Below are 17225 nucleotides of genomic sequence, written 5' to 3' on the forward strand. Positions count from 1 at the left end.
GATGGATCGGGTCTTCGTAGAATATTACGAGGAGGAACTGACCCATATCCGCGGACTCGCGGCGGAATTTGCCGACATGCATCCGGCGGTGGCACGCAATCTTTCTCTCGATACCGTCCCCTGCCCGGATCCGTATGTCGAGCGGCTGCTTGACGGCGTCGCTTTCCTCGCTGCGCGCACCCGGTTGAAAGTCGACGCCGAGCGTTCGCGGTTTTCACGCAGCGTCCTGGATGTCCTTTACCCCGATCTGGTTACCCCGGCGCCGGCAACGGCGATGGCAGTGCTGAAACCCGGCCAGCAGGTCCAGTCGATGATTGCCGGCCATGTCATCAAGCGGAACACGCGGCTGGTGTCCAGTCTGCAACCCGGCCTGTCGACGCGCTGCACGTTCACCACCGCGCAGGAAATCACGCTGTGGCCGATAACCATCAATTCGGTCAGCTATTTCCAGGATCGCAGCGGGTTGGCGGCGGCCGGCATAACACCGATCGGCGGCGTAGGCGGCGAGGCGGCGCTGCGCATCACTCTGGGCCGGGCCGGAAAAGGCAAGCTTGGCGAATTGGCGCTCGACCGGCTTGATTTCTATTTTGCCGGACGCACCAAAGCGCCATTGCTGTTCGACGCGATTTTCGGCGCCTGCTCGGCCGTTGGCGCCCGCGCCGAGGGCAAGGCCAATCCGCTGTCGCCGTTGCCGGAACCCGAAATGGTCGGCATCAGCGACGACGAGGCGCTGATGCCTCGTACCCGGCCGACCTTCGAAGGCTACCGCCTGCTGCGTGAATATTTCATGATGCCCGAGCGCTTTCACTACGTGCGGGTTTCAGGACTGCAACCGGTCGTGCGCCGATGCGAGGCCGGGGTCGAGATCATCTTCATGTTCCGGCGCCCGGTGCCCGAGCTTGCCGATGTGACGCCGGCGGATTTCGAACTTTTCGCGACACCGATCATCAACCTGTTCGAGCGTGACTGCAACGTCATCGAACTTGATCCGCGCAGAACGCGGCAGGTGCTGCATGCCGACCGCACGCGGGCGCGCGACTTCGAAATCTATCGGGTGACCCATGTCGAGGACGCCGATGCCGAGGGTCCTGACGCCGAAATTCCAGAACTCTTCAGCCTGGGGCAAAACCGCAGCAATGGCTGGGTCTATTCCACCGAACGGCGCCCTCGCCGGGCCACCGAAGATGAACGGCGCGACGGACTGACCCGGACTTCTTACACCGGGGACGACGTTTTCCTTTCGGTTTCACGGCCGGCCGGAAGCCCGGCGAACCGGCCGCTGAAGCGTCTCGACATCATGGCGCTTTGCACCAACCGCGATCTGCCGATCCTCGACGACAACCCTACCCTGACGCTGGAGACGGGCGATCCGGTCGAAACGGTCCGGCTTACCGGTGCTTTGCGCCCGCCGCAGCCGGCTATCCCGGCGGCGCTGCCCGCGGGCGCCGAAGGCGAATCCCGAGCCGATAATCTCGCATGGCGGCTGGTTGCGCAGCTGGCCCTCAACTTTCTCAGCCTCGCCAAGGAAGGCCGCGGTGTCGATCCGCTGCATGCGTTGCTCGATCTTTACGCCGACCGGGGAGATCCGAGCCTGGCTCGCAACGTGCACTCGATCGTTCGCATCGACTCGCGCTCGGTCATCGAACGGCTGCAGATCGATGGGCCGATGTGCTTCGGACGGGGCACGGAAGTGACATTGCACGTGGACCAATCGGTCCTGGCCGGGCAAAGCACATTGCTGCTTTCGGCCTTGCTTGCACGGCTGTTTGCCCGTCACGCCGGAATAAACGGCTTTGTGCGGACCCGCACGCGGCTGCTGCAGAAGCAGGAGGATGTGCCATGGCCGATGACGCCCGGCAATCGCTACCTGATCTAGGCAAGCTCGATCCGGGCCGGGCCGAAGAGTTGGACGATACGTTCGACTTTTTCGAACTGTTGCGCCGGCTCGAACAACGCGGCGGGCTGTTCGGCTATTCCGGCCGCGCAGATCGCGAGCCGGCAAGGCTCGGACAGCATGTGCGTCTCAGCTTTTCCGCCAAGGACGTGGTTGAATTCCGCGAGGCGAAGGACAAGACGCCGGGGACGGACGGGACACCGGCCCGGGTCACCGTTGCAAATCTCGGGCTGATGGGACCGGAAGGCCCGATGCCGCTTCATTTGACACGCTGGGTGCTCGATCGTCTGTCGCAGCGCTGGTTCACCGGCGCCGACGCACGACAGACCGTCGACACGACGTTCGTGGATTTCGTCAATATTCTCCAACACCGGATGATCGCCCTGTACTATCGGGCCTGGGCGGACGCGCATCCGGCGGTACAGGTTGAACGTGCGGTCGGCGGCCGGGTAAGGGCCATGCTTGAAGCCATGGCGGGAACCGGACTTCCCGGCACCCAAAATCCCGATCTCGACGCCGTGAAGCTTCGCCAGGCGGCGGCGCTCGCCAGCCAGGTCGACGGTCCGGAGCGGCTGACGCTGTTCCTGGCGGAAGCATTCAAGGTGCCGGTCGCGATCAAGGAGTTCGTTGCCACCTGGATGACCATACCGGCGACGCTCCAGACCCGGCTTACCAAGGCTTACGCAGTGCTGGGTCGCGGGGCGACGATCGGCCCGCGCGTTTTCAGCCGCCAAAGCAGGATCGAGCTGCGCGTCGGCCCACTCGGCTATGAGGAGTTCAAGACGTTCCTGCCGGGCGGCCAACGCCTGAAAATGTTCAAGCAGGCGGTTCGCGACATGGTCGGGGAATCGCTGGACGTCGATCTGCGGATCGTGCTCGCGCGCGAAGCTGTGCCGCCGCCGCGTATCGGAGCGGTACAGCTCGGCCGGACTACCTGGCTTGCGCGGCCCACCGAAAGGGGCGATGCTGACGATATGCGGCTGCGGACGATCGTCGGATGGCGGCCGGAAATGGCGGAGGTCGCGGCATGAGTCTGCTGCTGACGCTGGAGCACGGGCCACGCACCCAGGCGGTACGGCAGAGCCGGCTGGACGAGGGTGAACTGGTGATCGGCCGCAGCGCGGATGCGGACTGGCAGATCGACGATCCCGACATGTTCGTTTCACGCGCCCATTGCAGGATCACCGGCGGGCCGGATGGGTATTTCGTCACCGACACATCAAGCAGCGGTTTGTTCATAAACGAGGCCGACAGCCCGCTCGGCACCGGCACGTCGGTCCGTCTTCAGAACGGCATGCGGCTGAGGCTGGGCGACTACATCGTATGCGTCGATCTGCAGACGCCGGTCGCTCAGGCACAAGCGGCCAGCCAATCGTTCGCCGAACGGTCACCGCCGGCATCGCGAGCGCCGGTAAGCATCGGCCGCGATGACTTCTTTTCAGCCACGGTCGAAGAAGAGCCGCGCCGACCGCGTCCCGCCGATCTGCCGAACCCGTTCGAGCAACCCGTTCCAGGAGCGTTCGAGCGCGCCAACCAGCGCAGTTCGCCTGCCTTCGACGACCCGTTCAGCCTCGACCCGGTATCGACGCCGGCGCCGAATGGCGCTGGCTATTCCGAACCGCGTGGTGCGCCGGACACCGCAGACCCATTCAGCTTCGATCCGGTGCCTTCCGGTGCAAGCGAGCCCCTTCCAGGCCAGCCCGTTTCAAGCCAGCCCGTTTCAAGAAAGTCATCTGAATTCGATGACGGTTTCGGTTTCGGGCCGGCCGCGTCGCCCGATTTGAGAAACGGAGCCGGCTCGGCCGGTCAACGCAAACACGTCGCCCCAGAGCCGCAGCCGGCCAATCCCTGGGATCTGCCTGGCCCCGGGGCAGCTATCCCGTCTCCGCCACGTGCTGGCGTTGCCCCCACACCCGCCCCCTCCCCGGCGGCGGCGCAACCGGCGAACATGGCCTTTCGCAGCGCCTTCCTGCGAGGCATGGGCATTGAGGAAGCCGAGTTTCCCGGACGCGACAGCGTCGCGGAAATGGAGAAGTTCGGTCGCGAGTATCGGCTCATGATGGAAGGCCTGATGCAGCTGCTGCGCAAGCGGGCCGAGGAAAAGGGAAACGCGCGCGTCGCCCAGACGGTGGTTGGGGCCTCTGAAGTCAATCCGCTCAAGTTTCTGCCGACGGTCGACGACGCCATCGTGACCCTCATCGCAGACCGCAGCCCCGGATTTCTGGCCGGTGAAGCGGCAATCGCCGACGCCGTCCGCGATCTCGCGCAACATCATGTGCGCGCCTGGCGAGGCGTGCAGTCCGCCTTGCGGCGAATGATTGACCGTTTTGACCCGGCAGCGATCGAGGAAGAGCTCAAATCGAGTTCCGCGATCGGTACCGTGCTTTCGGGCGGGCGCCGCGCCAGGTTGTGGGAGCTTTACCAGAAACGCCATCGTGAAATCGCCCAGAGTGCGGAATCGAGCTTCCTGGGCGAAATCGGCGCTGATTTTCGGGATGCATATGAGGAGGAGTGAAAACATGATCGATCGCCGCGAATTTGTCGTTGCCCTGGGCGCAACCGGGCTGCTTGCTGCTTGCCAGAGCGGTCCGCCAAAACCATCCGCGGTGACCGTCAACCTGACCGGCGCGGCCGGCATGAACCCGGGACCAGGCGGCGGCGACCGGCCGGTGACGGTCCTGGTGATGCGGCTGCGCAGCACCGGCAAATTCAACTCGGCCGATTATTTCGCGCTGCAGGGGGATGCCGGCTCCGCGCTCGCAGGCGATCTCATCGGATCCGACCAGATCTCCGTCGGGCCTGGAAAGACCGCATCCAAAACCATCACGGTCGAGCCGGACGCGGCTGCGCTGGGCTTCGTTGCCCTGGTTCGCGAGCCCGGCGGCCGGACCTGGCGTACAACCAAGTCGGTGTCGTCGGGATCGACAGTTACCGTCAACGTCACGCTTGGCAGCGGCGGCATTTCCGCCTAGTGGCCAGGGCAAGGGTGCTCGATGCAGGAAGTAGCGGCATGAGCGATGCAAACAGGGTGCTGTGGTCCGAGGGCCTGTTTCTCCGGACCCAGCATTTTCAGCAGCAGGATCGCTTTTTCGAGGCGACGGTGCGCGGCGCGTTGCAGGCCGGGCAGCTGCATACGTTCGGCTTTCAGCAGCTGACGCTGGACCAGGCAATGCTCGATGCCGGCCAGGTCTCGATCCTGTCGGCACGCGGCATCTTTCCGGATGGAACCCCCTTCTCCATCCCTGACCTGATGGACGCGCCACGACCGCTGCCGGTCACCGCCGATACCGGCGCCGGACCGGTGCTGGTCGCCCTGCCGCTCGAGCCTGCCGGCGGTGTCGGCTTCGATCCGGCGCACGCCGCATCGACGGGCGCACGCTATCATGGGCGCATCGTTTCGGTGCGCGACGCCGTCCAGGGCGGTTCGGATCCTGAAGAAATCGAAATCGCCCGCCCGCAGGCGCTGCTGATTGCACCGGGAAAATCGGTTGGCGGCTACACCGCCCTGCCGATAGCCGACATCAAAGGAGTTCGCGCCGACGGCGGCGTCTCGCTGGACGAGACGTTCCTGCCGCCGACACTGGTTACCGGGGCGGTGGCCTGGTACCGGCAGCTGCTTCTGGAAGTTGTCACCGGCCTCGACCAGATCGCCGAGGCGCATGGCAAGATGGTCATGGGCGGACCAGGGCGCAGCGTCGAAGACCTGCTGATGCTCAATCTCGCCAATGCGGCGCGTCCGCGATTGGCGCACATGCTGGCTCAGGATGTTTTCCATCCGGCCGAGCTTTACCTGGAGCTTGCCGGTCTTGCCGGTTCAATGGCGACCTATGGCTCGAGCGCGCGACGGCTGAGCGAGCTGCCGGCCTACGATCACATGGCGCCCGGCCCCGCCTATTCGGCGCTGGCCGACGCCTTGCGCTCGCTCATCCTGAGCCTGCGCTACATCGAGCCTAAATCACGCGCACTGCCGGTCATGCGGCATTCGACCAACGTCTGGAAAATCCGCATCGACAACCCGAAGCTGCTGGTGGCCAGCCGGATCGTCATCCGGGTCGGCTCCGAGCTGTCGGAAGATGCGTTGCGCAAGATTTTCGTCAACCAGGCGACCGTCGGTTCGGCCGATCAGTTCGAGGGCTTGTGGAAATCCCGTCTGCCCGGCATTCCACTGAAGCCGCTTCATTCCCAGCCGCGCGAAATCCCCTACGATGGCGATCGGCTGTGCCTTGAGCTCGATCAGAAAAGCGAGCACTGGGCCTCGCTGCTCGATGCCCCCGGCTTCGTCATCGGCGTGTCGGGTGTGCTGCCGAGCGAGCCGCAGGTCGACTGCTATTCGGTAAACAGGTGAGATGATGAGCCGGGATGATCCTTTCGGACTGTCGGAGGATCGCGAACGCACCCGCATACGACTGACCGGCGCACCGATGCCGCGACCGATGACGCCACTGTTGTCGGGTGTGCCAATTAAACGGTCGCGCACCCATCCGAACACGCTGGTCAACGCATTCGCGCCCCTGCTCGAGTTCGCGCCCGAGCTTGAAAGCGCGCTGCCGCCGGAAAACCCGGAAGCGTTGCGCACCCGGTTGCTCGACGAGTTGGTTCGGGCGCGTGACGCGGCAATGGCGGCGGGGTCCTCCCTGGAGCGCGCCGACCAGGCAGCCTGGGTGGTGGCGGCATTGCTCGATGATCTGGCCCTGAACACGCCATGGGGCGGCGCCAGCGCATGGCCGCGCCAGCCGCTTGTGGTGATGCTTCGAGGCGATGTCGATGCCGGCACGCAGTTCTTCACGCGTCTCGATGAACTGGAGCGGCACCCGAACCGGGATCGCGAATTGCTCGAACTGCAATATCATTGCCTGGCGCTCGGCTTCCGCGGCAAATATCGTGTGCCAGGCCGGTCGGGCGACCGCTCGCTCAATGCGGTTCGCGTTGCTGCGGCGCGCTTTCTGCGCGATGCCGATGCCGACGGCGCGCCGCTGTCGCCGAACTGGAAAGGCGTGATCGCATCCGACGAGCCGCAGCGCTTCATCGTGCCGATCTGGGTGATGGGGCTCGGCGCGGCGGTTCTCGCCACTGCAATCTATCTCGGCCTGTCGATGGGACTGAGCAGTCAGGCGGTCGAGCTTTCGACGCTGGTTCGTGCTTTGCCGCCGCGAGCCCGCGGCGAGATCAGCCGGACATCGCCACAGGTCGACGCGCCGCCGCCGGAGGCGGTGGATTTCGCGCTGGTGCCGGAGTTTCAGGCCGGAGCGCCGGCCAATCTCAGGGCTGCGCTAAGCGGCACCGAGAGCGTTTCGCTGGCCAGGCTGATCATTCAGGCCTCCAACCCCGAACTGTTCCAGTCGTCGCGGCCGACACTGACGGAAGGCTTCGAACCGCTGATCGGTTCAATCGCCAAAGTGATCCTCGCCAATCAGGAACTGATCGGAAACATCACCGTGGTCGGCCATACCGACAGTATTCCCTTGCAACGGTCCAATCCGCTTTCCACCAACCAGCGGCTGTCGGAAGCGCGCGCAGCAACCATTACCGAGATGCTGGTCCAGAACGGTGTGCCGCAGGACCGCATTCGTTTCGAAGGACGTGCAGCTACCGATCCAGTGGCCGACGACAGCACCCGCGCGGGACGGGCCTTGAACCGCCGCGTCGAGGTGCTGGTCGAAAAGAGGCTGTGAGATGTTCATCCTGCGCTTCCTCTGGGCGGTTCTGACATCGCGCTGGCTGTGGACGCTGATCGGCATCGCGCTGCTTTCTCTGGTTATCTGGGTGTTCGGCCCGATCGTCAGGGTCGGTGCTTACGAACCCTTCGCCTCGGAAAATGTCCGCATCGTCATCATTGCGCTGCTGGTCATTTTTTGGCTGATCTGGCTGATCGTCGCGCAGCGCCGGGCGATCCGGGCCAACCGCATGTTCGTCGCCGAAATCGCTGCGCCCGTGGTGGAGAAACCGCTGAGCCCCGGCGAAGAGAACGTCGCCGCCGTCGGCGCCAAGTTCGCCGAGGTGATGGTCGAATTGAAGCGCCGCAAGCTGGGCGGACGCAAGTTCCTGCGCGAGATGCCCTGGTACGTGATCGTCGGGCCGCCGGCCACCGGCAAGACCACGGCCTTGCGCCAGTCCGGCCTGAACTTTCCAATCGACCTCACCGACGATCTGCAGGGAGTTGGCGGCACCCGCAACTGCGACTGGTTTTTCTCCGAGAACGCAGTTCTGATCGACACGGCGGGCCGCTATGTGCAGCAGGAGAGCCAGCCCGACGTCGATGCGGCGGAATGGCTGGGCTTCCTCGACCTCTTGAAAAAGCATCGCGGCCGCCGGGCGCTGAACGGCGTGATCGTCGCGCTTTCGATCGATGCGCTTTCAGAGGGCGACGAAGCCATCAAGGCGCATGGCCGCAAGATCCGTCGTCGCCTGGCAGAGCTCAACGACCGGCTCGAAATCCGCCTTCCAGTCTATCTGATGCTGACCAAGGCCGATCTGATCAAGGGCTTCGAGGCTTTCTTCGGCGGCCTGTCGACGGCCTCGCGCGAGCAGGTCTGGGGCACGACCTTCGCGCTGGATGCGCATGTCGACGCAAAGACCATAGAGCGGGAAATCACCACCCTTGCGACGCAACTCGAGCGACGGCTGGTGCCGCGCCTGGAGGACGAGGACAAACTCGCCGCCCGCGCCGAGATTTTCAGGTTTCCCGCTCAGCTGACGAGCCTGTCCGAGCCGATCCAGGTGCTGGTCGAGGCGATGTTCGGCGAAAGCCGCTACGAAGAAGCCGCCTGGCTGCGCGGCCTCTATCTGACGTCGGCGACCCAGGAAGGGGCGCCTATCGACCGGCTGACGGCGGCGCTGTCGTCATCCTTCGGTCTTCCGCCGCGACGGGCCATGCCGGCGCCGCGTGTTGAAAAACGCAGCTTTTTCCTGAAGAACCTGCTGACCGAGGTCATTTTCAGGGAAGCCGGCCTGGGAACGTTCGATCCGCTGGCGCAGCGCCGCCGCGCCTGGATCTGGCGTGGCGCCGCGGCCGCCTGTGCCGCCGCCGCCCTGCTGGCCGGCGCGATGTTCACCTGGTCCTACTATGACAACCGCAATGCGATCGCAGCGCAGGCGGGCCAGTTCGAAGCGCTGCAGGCGCCGCTGACCGCGGCAGCCGCGAGCCCGGCATCGGTGGAGCAGCCCGCCATCGACAGCGCGCTCAATGCGATGGCCGAGGTCGCAAATGCCCGTACCGCACCGCCGAGCAGTGCCCAGGATCTGCTCGGGCCGTCGGCGTCGGCAGAACTGCTGCGGGCGCAGGCCGACACTTACGAGCACGCTTTGCGCAACGTCCTCGAGCCGCACATGGTCGCCCTGCTCGAGGCGACCATGTGGCGGCAGATCCGCGATCCGGATTTCATGCTGGGGGCGCTGAAGACCTATCGCATGATGACGGGCCTGTCGCAGATGGACGCCGATTACGTTGAGAATTGGTGGGTCAAGGACTTGCCGGAATTCGCGCCGGCGGCGCCCTTTCCCACCGCCGACGCGGAAGAGCACCAGCTTGCCGCGATCCGTCGCATGGCGGTCGACGACAGCTACATATCAGCCGATCAGGCGCTGGTTGCCGAGGCGCTGAAAACGGTTTGCACGATTTCGCTACCGGCGCGTGCCTACAGGCAGCTGCTGGCCGACCCGGCGGTGGCCGGACTCAAGGAATGGGTCCCGGCGAATTTCGCCGGCCCCAACGGCGCCAAGGTTTTTGCACGGCGTTCCGACAAGACGCTGCGCGTCGGCATTTCGGGCGCGTTCACCTATTCCGGCTTCCACGATGCCATTCTCGACCGGATCGAGGATGTCGCCGCCCAGGCCGCACTCGATCGGGCGGTCTTTGCCGGAGGCTGTTCGGAAAATTCCGAAACTTCTGTTTCGGCGCTGTCCGAGGATATCCTGAAACTCTATTACGAAGACTACATCGCGCAATGGGACAGCATCCTGCGCGATATCAGGCTCGCGCCATTGGCCGACCTGAATGTCGCCAGCGAGAACCTCAAGGATCTTTCGAGTGCCGACTCCGCGCTGAAGCGCCTGCTTACGGCGGTCGTTCAGGAGACCGAGCTGACCCGATCCGATGAAGCGCCGGCCGACAACAAGGCAGCAGCCAAGGGCACCTCGAAACTGCTCGGCAAGCTGGGGAAGCTTGGAAAGATCGTGAAGACAGGTGCAAAACTGCTGCCACGCGCGGGGTCCGCCGACGAGGTGGATCTTACCGGCAATCTGGTTGCCGAACATTTCAAGCCGCTCAAGGGGGCGATCGCCGAGGTCGACGGCCAGCCGCCGGCACTCGATGCCGCGGTGGTGGCGCTGACCGCACTTTCGAACGTGCTGCAGACGGTCACGGCCAATCCCGACCCGCAGGACGCAATCAAGAAGCAGGGTGGGCTGGCCGAACTGACGGGTGCGGTGGCGAGGCAAGCGCAGATCCTGCCCGATCCGGTCGACGACTGGCTCGGCGGCATTGCCGGCGACACCAGCGGCCTGACCCAGAAGGCGGTCACCTCTGAACTCAACGCCATCTGGCGCGCCGACATCCTGCCGTTCTGCCAGGCAGCCCTGAACGACCGCTATCCGTTCAGCCCCGAAAGCGCGGTCGACGTCAATGTCCGCGATTTCGCCCGCCTGTTCGGGCCGGCCGGGATGATCGACACCTTCATCAACGACCATTTGATCAGCTATGTCGACACCGCCAGCCAGCCATGGAAATGGCGCGCCGATTTTGGCCTCGACGCGGCGGCTCTGGCGGCGTTCGAACAGGCCAGGCGGATCCGCGACGATCTGTTTCCAGGCGGCACCGGGCCGGTGATGAGTTTTACGCTGCAACCGACGGACCTGTCGCCCAACGTCACGCGCGTGACGCTCAATCTCGATGGTCAGAACCTCGTCTACTACAACAACGCGACGCGGCCGCAGCCGATGACCTGGCCCGGCAAGGACGGCACCGGCGTCATCTCGCTGGCCTTCCAGCCGATCGACGGCTCGCCCGAAGTCATGTTGAACGAAACCGGCAGCTGGGCGTGGCTGAGGCTGCTGCGCAGCGGCCGCTTCACCGGCACCTCTTTGTCCGACGTCTACAGCCTGCGACTGGGCACGCAAGGCATGTACGCCGATTTCGAGCTTAAGGCGGCCAGCGTCGAAAATCCCTACAATTTGCAAATGTTCAAGAAATTCTCATGTCCGCCGCAGATATGAGCACTGGATTTTTCGGCAAGATCCCGGCGACGGGCGACTTTGTCGCCTGGAACTTGCCGCGGACTTTCGTCGACCGCTGGGACCGCTGGATGTCGATGGAATTGCGCGCGCGGCCGGATGAAGGTGAGCTCGACCCGCGCGCCTGGCGCTTTATTGTCCAAGCCGGGATTTTTGGTGACCAACCCTGCGCCGGCGTCTGGCGGATGAGCGAGGACCGCGTCGGACGGCGCTATCCTTTCGCGATCATCGGGATTGGGGCTACACCGACGCCTGACGATGCATGGTTCGACGGCGTCGCGTCAATCGTTGATGAAGCGGTCGAATTGCAGAGGACGCAGTCCTGGATCGCCGAAGGCTTGGCCAACCTTGCCGCGCCCAGCAACAGCCATGGCGATCCGAACCGGATTGGCTTCTGGCTTGACGACTGGTCGGTGCATGAGTTCGCGTTCTCGGATATTCACGATCTGGCGGCCAACGCCCTGCCGAAAATGCGCGCCCCGCGCCCTGAGACGGAACATCTCTGATGGGCAGCACCGTCTTTGCAGAAGGCATGGGCTTCTTCCATAAGGGAAGCGGCGGCAAGGGCGTGGCGCCAGGAGATGTGTGCCTGAGCCCGCCTTCCCCGCCGGCAGGCCCGGTTCCGGTTCCATATGTCAACATGCTGTCATCCAGCGATCTCACCAAAGGCAGCAAGAGCGTCAAAATCGAAGGAAATCCGACCGCGCTCGAAAGCTCGTCGGAGGTTGCGACCAGCACCGGCAACGAGCCGGCCACCCAAGGCCTCGGCGCGGGGGTCGTAACGCACAAGATCAAGGGCAAGGGGGTGTTCAAGCTCTGGTCGTTCGTCGTCAAGGTGGAGGGCAAGGGTGTCTGCCGTCATGGCGACACCATGGAGCAGAATACCGCAAGTCCACTCCCGAACACCATCGATACCGCCGCCTTGGTCAACTTCCGCACCTCCCTTCTGGTGAAAGAGAAGAAGAAATGCACGACTGATTATTGCTACGACGATCACTACACCAAGCCAACGAACCCACAGAAAGCCAAGGTCCAGAACCGGCCATGCTGGGAATGCAAACGTAACCTTGACAGGTTGATGAAACGCACGACCGGCAAGAACAAGACCGCGATCAAGCGGCTGCAGGCCAAGGTCAACCGGCAAATTGCGGGGACGGAAGCCCCGCTGATCGCCGATCACCAGCCGACGCAGAAGGCAGCGTGGTATGCGGGCGGATGCAACATAGAGGTCGTCCCACAAGGGTTCAAGGACGCGATGAAAGCGCTTTACGTCAGGCCGCATTGCTCCAGCCATAGCAACAGCCAGCCTGGCCGGCAGTCAAAGGTGGACAACAAGGCGGTCACGGACTTCATGAAGGCTCGGGGGATCTAGGCGATGAGCGCAGCGGGTTTTGCCGGTCTCGACGCTGACTATACGGCGATAATCGATGCGTGGACCGCCGAGCTCCACGCCGTCATGCCCGAGATCGAGGCGTGGTGGGACGCACTGCAGCAACGCCTGAATGCCTCCGGTGAGAACATAGCCAATCTGCATTGGCCCGCCGGGCTGGTGGCCCATCCACGGATTCTGGCGATCTACCGCAAGCACTACTTCAAGGTCCATCGCCTGAACCTTGAACGGTACGCCCAGCAGACCGAGGATGACGACGAGGACGATGAATCGAACTGGGGTGAGGATGGCGACGAAGAGGGCGCCAGCGGCCCCGTGCCGCCCAATCTGCTGCTGGTCGAAATGATGTCCGAATACGACACAGAACTATTCAAGCACTTCAAGTACTTCGTCTACGTCCCGATCGGCGAGGATCCATCTCTCGAAATGTGCTGAGGCTAAAAGAAAATGGCAATCCGGATTGCCCATAGTGTCGAACTCGGCCTGAGCCGGCTTCTCAATGCACCCCAGGACGTTGTCGGTCCCGATCATGGAATCCGCCTTTCGCGCCGCGAGGCCTCTGCTGCATATAGGCCCCTGTTCAAGGCCTACCTCGCTGACTTGGAGGAGACGTTCGACGTGGCTTCCGAAATCTGGGAAGCTGGCCTCGACGAACTGGTCGATGGCGGCCTGACTGCCAATCAGGCGATCACGGCCCAGTTGGATAACGCAGCGGCCGGCCCGGCGAATCATCCGGCGGTGGTGTGGCTCGTGCGGGAATACTGGCTGCGATGCGTTGTGGTGGGAGAAACACTGCCCGCGGCCGACCGCATCGCGCCTGAGGTGTTCCTGCTGCAATGGGTCGCCGATGAAGGCCACAAGGAATATGTAGAACTACTGACGGCCATGCCCTACTGGCCGATCGGGCTTGATGAAAACGGCCGGTGGTGCTGAACGATGGCCTTCGATGTCTGGCTGGAAAACAGGACGCCCTTCGCCGCCGCGACCCACGTCCAATTGAATGCTGACGGCCAAGAAACTCTGATTATGATGCTATCGGCAAGTTTCACGGCAACTGATGAGGGAAAGGAATTCCAGCCAGCGGCCGAACAGATGCCGGTGATCTTTGGCGATGAGCCTTTTGGCGATCCGGCCCTTTCATCGACCCGCTACGAAGCGGACATCGCGCCCGTCAAGCCTGGCGCCGAGGTGATCGTGAATGGCGCCGCGCACGCGCCGGATGGCAGACCGGTACGCGAGATGCAGGTCGGCCTGCGTGTCGGTAACTCGATCCGCAAGGTGCTGCAGGTCGTCGGGGACCGGATCTACGACTCCAGCGGCTACAGCGCGCCGGCGCCTTTCCGGACCATGCCGATCGTCTATGAGCGCGCCTATGGCGGCACTTTGGAAGACTTGCGCACGGACCAGCGCAACCCGGTCGGCGTGGGGTTCCATAACGCCCGGTCTGCAGATCCTGCGGTCAAGACCGAGGCGCCCAACGTCATGTATACGGGCGAAGCGCAGGCCCGACCTGGGGAACCCCTGAGGCCGGCGGGATTCGGGACGATTGGCCGGGGCTGGCAACCGCGCCTGGCTTTCGCCGGTACCTATGACAAGGCTTGGCTCGAAACCCAATGGCCGCTCGCTCCCAAAGACTTCGACACGCGGCATTATATGTGCGCCCCAGCCGACCAGCAGCTGGCGGGCATCGGTGACGGCGAGGATATCACGGTGATCGGCATGACGGCTTCCGGCAGATGGGATTTTCGCCTGCCGCGCATTACGGCCCCGCTGCGGCTCATTTATGACGATCGTGTAGAGGAAAACTCGTTCAAGCCTGACACCGTGCTCATCGAGCCAGACTTGAAGCGCGTGACCCTCAAGGCTCGCTTGGCTATTGTGATCCGGCGCAATGTGCCGGCGCTGCGGGAAATCGCCTTCGGCCACATTTCTCCCGTTTGGATCAATGCGCGTCGCAAGCGAAAACTCTATCTCAATCTTCTCGGCGGTGACGGGACCCTGCGCGATCGCCCGGCGTGGCAGCCGTGAAGCGGCCGCTCTATATCTCGGTCGGAGGCGCCGTCACGCCTGCTGGATTGAACGCGCGGCAGACCATTTCAGCCATTCGCGCCAACCTGTCTGCATTTCAGGAGGTGCCTCTTTCAGAGCCGTTTCCCACCACACAGATCGTGGCACGCATTCCAGCCAAGGCGGGCTTGCGACGCAATGACGGGGTATGGCTCGCCGGCATGGGCGCCCGCGCTCTCAAGGAGGCGATGCTTGACGACAAGGCAACGCCGGACCAGACCGCTGTCCTGCTCGCGCTGCCGGAGAGTTTCCGCGACCATCCGGCGTATGAAGATGTCGAGCGAGGGCGCCTTTTGAATGCCATTTTCGAGCGATGCGGCCTGCGCTTCAATGCCGGCTCGCGCGTATTTGACGGCGGTGCCGCAGCCAGCGCCGGACTGCTCGACTATGCCGGCGATATGCTGGAATCCGGGAGCGTGGCGCAGGTGCTACTCGGCGGTGTGGACAGTCTCGTCAACGAGACCGACATTGCGCGCTTGATGCGAGCCAATCGTCTGAAATCCGAAAGCAATGCTCAAGGGGCAGTCCCTGGTGAGGGCGCTGTCTTCGTGCGGCTGACGCGAGCGCCGGGGAGCGGGCCCGCTGCAATGATTTGCGGGGCGGGCCTGGCTCAAGAGATTGACAGCGTTCTTTCCGAACGCCAGAGTCAGGGCCGTGCGATGGTGGCTTCGCTGCTTGCTGCCTTCAGCGGATCCGGGCCCAAGGAACCCGATATCGAGTTCCTTCTCAGCAATGGAAACGGGGAACGGTACAGCGGGCTCGAACAACTAGTCGGTCGCTCGCGCTTCTACCGCACGCACCGCGAGATATTCCCGACAGCCTACCCCGCGATGACAGTCGGCGACATTGGAGCCGCTAGCGCAGCACTTGTTCTGATGCTGGCGGCCGACAGTTTCATAAGCGGTTACGCGCCGGGCCGCGTCGCGGCCTGCGAGCTCGCATCGGAGGGTGGCAACCGGTCGGCGATCGCACTTACCAGCCTCCGCCAACGCTGAACAGAAGGGACAAGGCCCGGACAAGGCCCCCCTCGGCGAAAACGATCACATCCAGGCCGGGAACTTGCGTGTCCTGCGCCAGTCTGCCAGCGGCGCCTCGGGCGTGGCGATTGCCGCGCGCAACGCATCCAGCCTGAGCCTGCGCATCGAATGGAAAGGCGTGTGGTTGCGCCCGCCCCGTCCCTCGTCCCACCATGCGGCAACGCGATCGGCGGCAGGCAACGGGCTGTCGGTCAGAGATTCAAACGCCTTCCCCAGATCAGCCGGGTCTATCGTGAACAAGTCGGTGTCGTTGAAGTCCACATCGAACAGATCGCGCATCGCCAGCCCGGCGGCAAAGACAAGTTCCGGCTCGCGCATCTTCTCGATCAGCCAGGGCATTACCGACGGATCGCCAAACAGGCCGATTGACGCCGTTGCCGCCACGCGCAGCAGGGGCTGGCCGAGGCGCGTCTGCAGCCAGGCTTTCGCGGCCTTGGCGGGCATCGTCAGCAGGCGTATCTCGATCGCCGCCTCCGCCTGGTCCGTCTCCGTCAGCACGATCTTGTCGATCACTGGGTGCGCGGACCGCGCCTCGCCGAGCAGGCAAGCGGCGAAGGCGGCCGCAAGACGTTCTTTCGCCGTCTCGCCATCAAGACCGGCCAGGACTGCCGGAAGCAGGTCGCGCCGCCCGAGTCCACCGGCGAGCCGAGTGGCGCGCCAGCGCACGTTCGCGTCGGAATGGCTGGCCAGATCATGCAGGCGCGGTCCCGGATCGACGCGATGATGCCAGAGCGCAGACAGCCCAAGGCAGCGCAGTCGCGCATCGCTTGTGTCCAGCCATTTCGCCACGAGCGGTCGCAGATTTTCGCGCGGCGTGCGCGCGATCGCAGCGGAAAGGCTCGACAGACCAGGCTCGCCCAGACTCGCCGCAGAGTTGATCGCGACCTCTGTCAGGTCGGCGTGGCCCCAACGCAATGCCAATACGCCAAGCACGAAAAGTTCACCCGGTTCGGCGTAGTCCGCGAACCTGGCCTGAGCAGCTTCCCAGCCAGCTTTGCCGGCGGCCATGAGCCCTTGGAGATTGGCTTCGAGACGCTGATCGATACGGCCGATACCCGTCTCATCGAGGACGGGACCATCGATCTCCCGGCGACGGCGAAGCCAGAGGAAAGCCGCATCCTCGGCGTGCTGATCCACGATGGCAGCGATGGTTGCAACGCGATGCACGACAGCGCCTCAGTTGAGATGCACGGCCCCGCCGCGGATACGGTTGGTCCCACTCGCCTGGCTGGTCAGCTGGCTACCACGAATGGTCACACGACCATCCCTCTCCAGAATGATTGATGCTAGGCCGCAACGCAGTTCTATGCGCTCTTCGCTCGTGATGACGACACGATCGCCTTCGCGGACCACTTGCAGCTCCCTGTTCTTGTGAGCCGGATCGACGATGCGCCCAACGACCAGCGGTCGTGTCGGATCGCCGTCCTCGAATAGCAGGGCCAGTTCCGAGCCGATCGCGGAAACGTCCAGTTCCGTCAGGCTGCGAGCCGCAATCGCCGTCTCACGCGGATTGCCGACGAAGACCACCAGCGGCGCTCCACCTTCGAAACCAATGAGCAAGCCGATGACGACGCCGTCGATGCGATCAAGCACTTCCATGATGACGCCC

General features: G+C 63.9%; 15 protein-coding genes. 13 read left to right on the forward strand and 2 right to left on the reverse strand.

The features are described from left to right. The first annotated feature begins 1 nt into the window (after position 1). The 13 genes from tssF to M727_RS0119785 are packed head-to-tail and all read left to right on the forward strand — an operon-like array spanning position 2 to position 15574. The gene (gene tssF / locus M727_RS0119725) at positions 2-1876 is read left to right on the forward strand and encodes a type VI secretion system baseplate subunit TssF (protein WP_027154113.1); all 1875 of its coding nucleotides are present in this window, start codon (positions 2-4) and stop codon (positions 1874-1876) included. Then, the gene (gene tssG / locus M727_RS0119730; RefSeq protein ID WP_027154114.1) at positions 1840-2925 is read left to right on the forward strand and encodes a type VI secretion system baseplate subunit TssG; all 1086 of its coding nucleotides are present in this window, start codon (positions 1840-1842) and stop codon (positions 2923-2925) included. The genes tssF and tssG overlap by 37 nt, the downstream gene beginning before the upstream one ends. Then, positions 2922-4409 (forward strand): type VI secretion system-associated FHA domain protein TagH, encoded by a 1488-nt coding sequence (gene tagH / locus M727_RS0119735; protein WP_027154115.1) that lies wholly within the window; start codon positions 2922-2924, stop codon positions 4407-4409. The genes tssG and tagH overlap by 4 nt, the downstream gene beginning before the upstream one ends. Before the next feature lie 4 nt (positions 4410-4413). Next, entirely contained in the window at positions 4414-4866 is a 453-nt protein-coding gene (tssJ, locus tag M727_RS0119740) for a type VI secretion system lipoprotein TssJ (protein WP_027154116.1), read from the forward strand. Positions 4867-4904: 38 nt separating this feature from the next. Continuing rightward, a complete protein-coding gene (gene tssK, locus M727_RS0119745) occupies positions 4905-6239 on the forward strand; it encodes a type VI secretion system baseplate subunit TssK (protein ID WP_023801305.1) in 1335 nt (444 codons plus the stop codon). Between the two features lie 4 nt (positions 6240-6243). Further along, on the forward strand, positions 6244-7566 hold the full coding sequence (icmH, locus tag M727_RS0119750) for a type IVB secretion system protein IcmH/DotU (protein WP_027154117.1): 1323 nt from the start codon (positions 6244-6246) through the stop codon (positions 7564-7566). 1 nt (position 7567) lies between these two features. Then, positions 7568-11104 carry a type VI secretion system membrane subunit TssM gene (gene tssM / locus M727_RS0119755; protein WP_027154118.1) on the forward strand — a complete coding sequence of 1179 codons (3537 nt, stop codon included), beginning with the start codon at positions 7568-7570 and terminating at the stop codon, positions 11102-11104. Then, entirely contained in the window at positions 11101-11628 is a 528-nt protein-coding gene (tagF, locus tag M727_RS39200; protein WP_051505658.1) for a type VI secretion system-associated protein TagF, read from the forward strand. Before tssM ends, tagF begins: the two co-directional genes overlap by 4 nt. Beyond that, positions 11628-12494, forward strand: a complete 867-nt coding sequence (locus M727_RS39205) for a DUF4150 domain-containing protein (protein WP_051505659.1) — start codon at positions 11628-11630, stop codon at positions 12492-12494. The genes tagF and M727_RS39205 overlap by 1 nt, the downstream gene beginning before the upstream one ends. Before the next feature lie 3 nt (positions 12495-12497). Continuing rightward, on the forward strand, positions 12498-12947 hold the full coding sequence (locus tag M727_RS0119770; RefSeq protein WP_027154119.1) for a hypothetical protein: 450 nt from the start codon (positions 12498-12500) through the stop codon (positions 12945-12947). Positions 12948-12959: 12 nt separating this feature from the next. Then, a complete protein-coding gene (locus M727_RS0119775; RefSeq protein WP_027154120.1) occupies positions 12960-13445 on the forward strand; it encodes a hypothetical protein in 486 nt (161 codons plus the stop codon). A gap of 3 nt (positions 13446-13448) precedes the next feature. Beyond that, positions 13449-14540 (forward strand): DUF2169 domain-containing protein, encoded by a 1092-nt coding sequence (locus tag M727_RS0119780; protein ID WP_027154121.1) that lies wholly within the window; start codon positions 13449-13451, stop codon positions 14538-14540. Next, a complete protein-coding gene (locus M727_RS0119785) occupies positions 14528-15574 on the forward strand; it encodes a hypothetical protein (RefSeq protein WP_027154122.1) in 1047 nt (348 codons plus the stop codon). The genes M727_RS0119780 and M727_RS0119785 overlap by 13 nt, the downstream gene beginning before the upstream one ends. A 45-nt stretch (positions 15575-15619) precedes the next feature. Here M727_RS0119785 and M727_RS0119790 read toward each other — a convergent pair whose 3' ends face one another. Next, entirely contained in the window at positions 15620-16624 is a 1005-nt protein-coding gene (locus tag M727_RS0119790) for a hypothetical protein (protein WP_156941564.1), read from the reverse strand. 168 nt (positions 16625-16792) lie between these two features. Further along, positions 16793-17218, reverse strand: coding sequence for a DUF6484 domain-containing protein (locus M727_RS0119795; RefSeq protein WP_027154124.1), 426 nt, complete (start codon positions 17216-17218; stop codon positions 16793-16795). Between the last annotated feature and the right edge of the window lie 7 nt (positions 17219-17225).

This window comes from Mesorhizobium sp. WSM2561 (assembly GCF_000513915.1).
GTDB classification, from domain to species: domain Bacteria; phylum Pseudomonadota; class Alphaproteobacteria; order Rhizobiales; family Rhizobiaceae; genus Mesorhizobium; species Mesorhizobium muleiense.

What these genes read in the sequence shown, in the direction of transcription:
- tssF (WP_027154113.1), top strand. Translation starts at nt 2, where the DNA reads ATGGATCGGGTCTTCGTAGAATATTACGAGGAGGAACTGACCCATATC.
- tssG (WP_027154114.1), top strand. Translation starts at nt 1,840, where the DNA reads ATGGCCGATGACGCCCGGCAATCGCTACCTGATCTAGGCAAGCTCGAT.
- tagH (WP_027154115.1), top strand. Translation starts at nt 2,922, where the DNA reads ATGAGTCTGCTGCTGACGCTGGAGCACGGGCCACGCACCCAGGCGGTA.
- tssJ (WP_027154116.1), top strand. Translation starts at nt 4,414, where the DNA reads ATGATCGATCGCCGCGAATTTGTCGTTGCCCTGGGCGCAACCGGGCTG.
- tssK (WP_023801305.1), top strand. Translation starts at nt 4,905, where the DNA reads ATGAGCGATGCAAACAGGGTGCTGTGGTCCGAGGGCCTGTTTCTCCGG.
- icmH (WP_027154117.1), top strand. Translation starts at nt 6,244, where the DNA reads ATGAGCCGGGATGATCCTTTCGGACTGTCGGAGGATCGCGAACGCACC.
- tssM (WP_027154118.1), top strand. Translation starts at nt 7,568, where the DNA reads ATGTTCATCCTGCGCTTCCTCTGGGCGGTTCTGACATCGCGCTGGCTG.
- tagF (WP_051505658.1), top strand. Translation starts at nt 11,101, where the DNA reads ATGAGCACTGGATTTTTCGGCAAGATCCCGGCGACGGGCGACTTTGTC.
- M727_RS39205 (WP_051505659.1), top strand. Translation starts at nt 11,628, where the DNA reads ATGGGCAGCACCGTCTTTGCAGAAGGCATGGGCTTCTTCCATAAGGGA.
- M727_RS0119770 (WP_027154119.1), top strand. Translation starts at nt 12,498, where the DNA reads ATGAGCGCAGCGGGTTTTGCCGGTCTCGACGCTGACTATACGGCGATA.
- M727_RS0119775 (WP_027154120.1), top strand. Translation starts at nt 12,960, where the DNA reads ATGGCAATCCGGATTGCCCATAGTGTCGAACTCGGCCTGAGCCGGCTT.
- M727_RS0119780 (WP_027154121.1), top strand. Translation starts at nt 13,449, where the DNA reads ATGGCCTTCGATGTCTGGCTGGAAAACAGGACGCCCTTCGCCGCCGCG.
- M727_RS0119790 (WP_156941564.1), bottom strand. Translation starts at nt 16,624, where the DNA reads ATGGCCGCCGGCAAAGCTGGCTGGGAAGCTGCTCAGGCCAGGTTCGCG.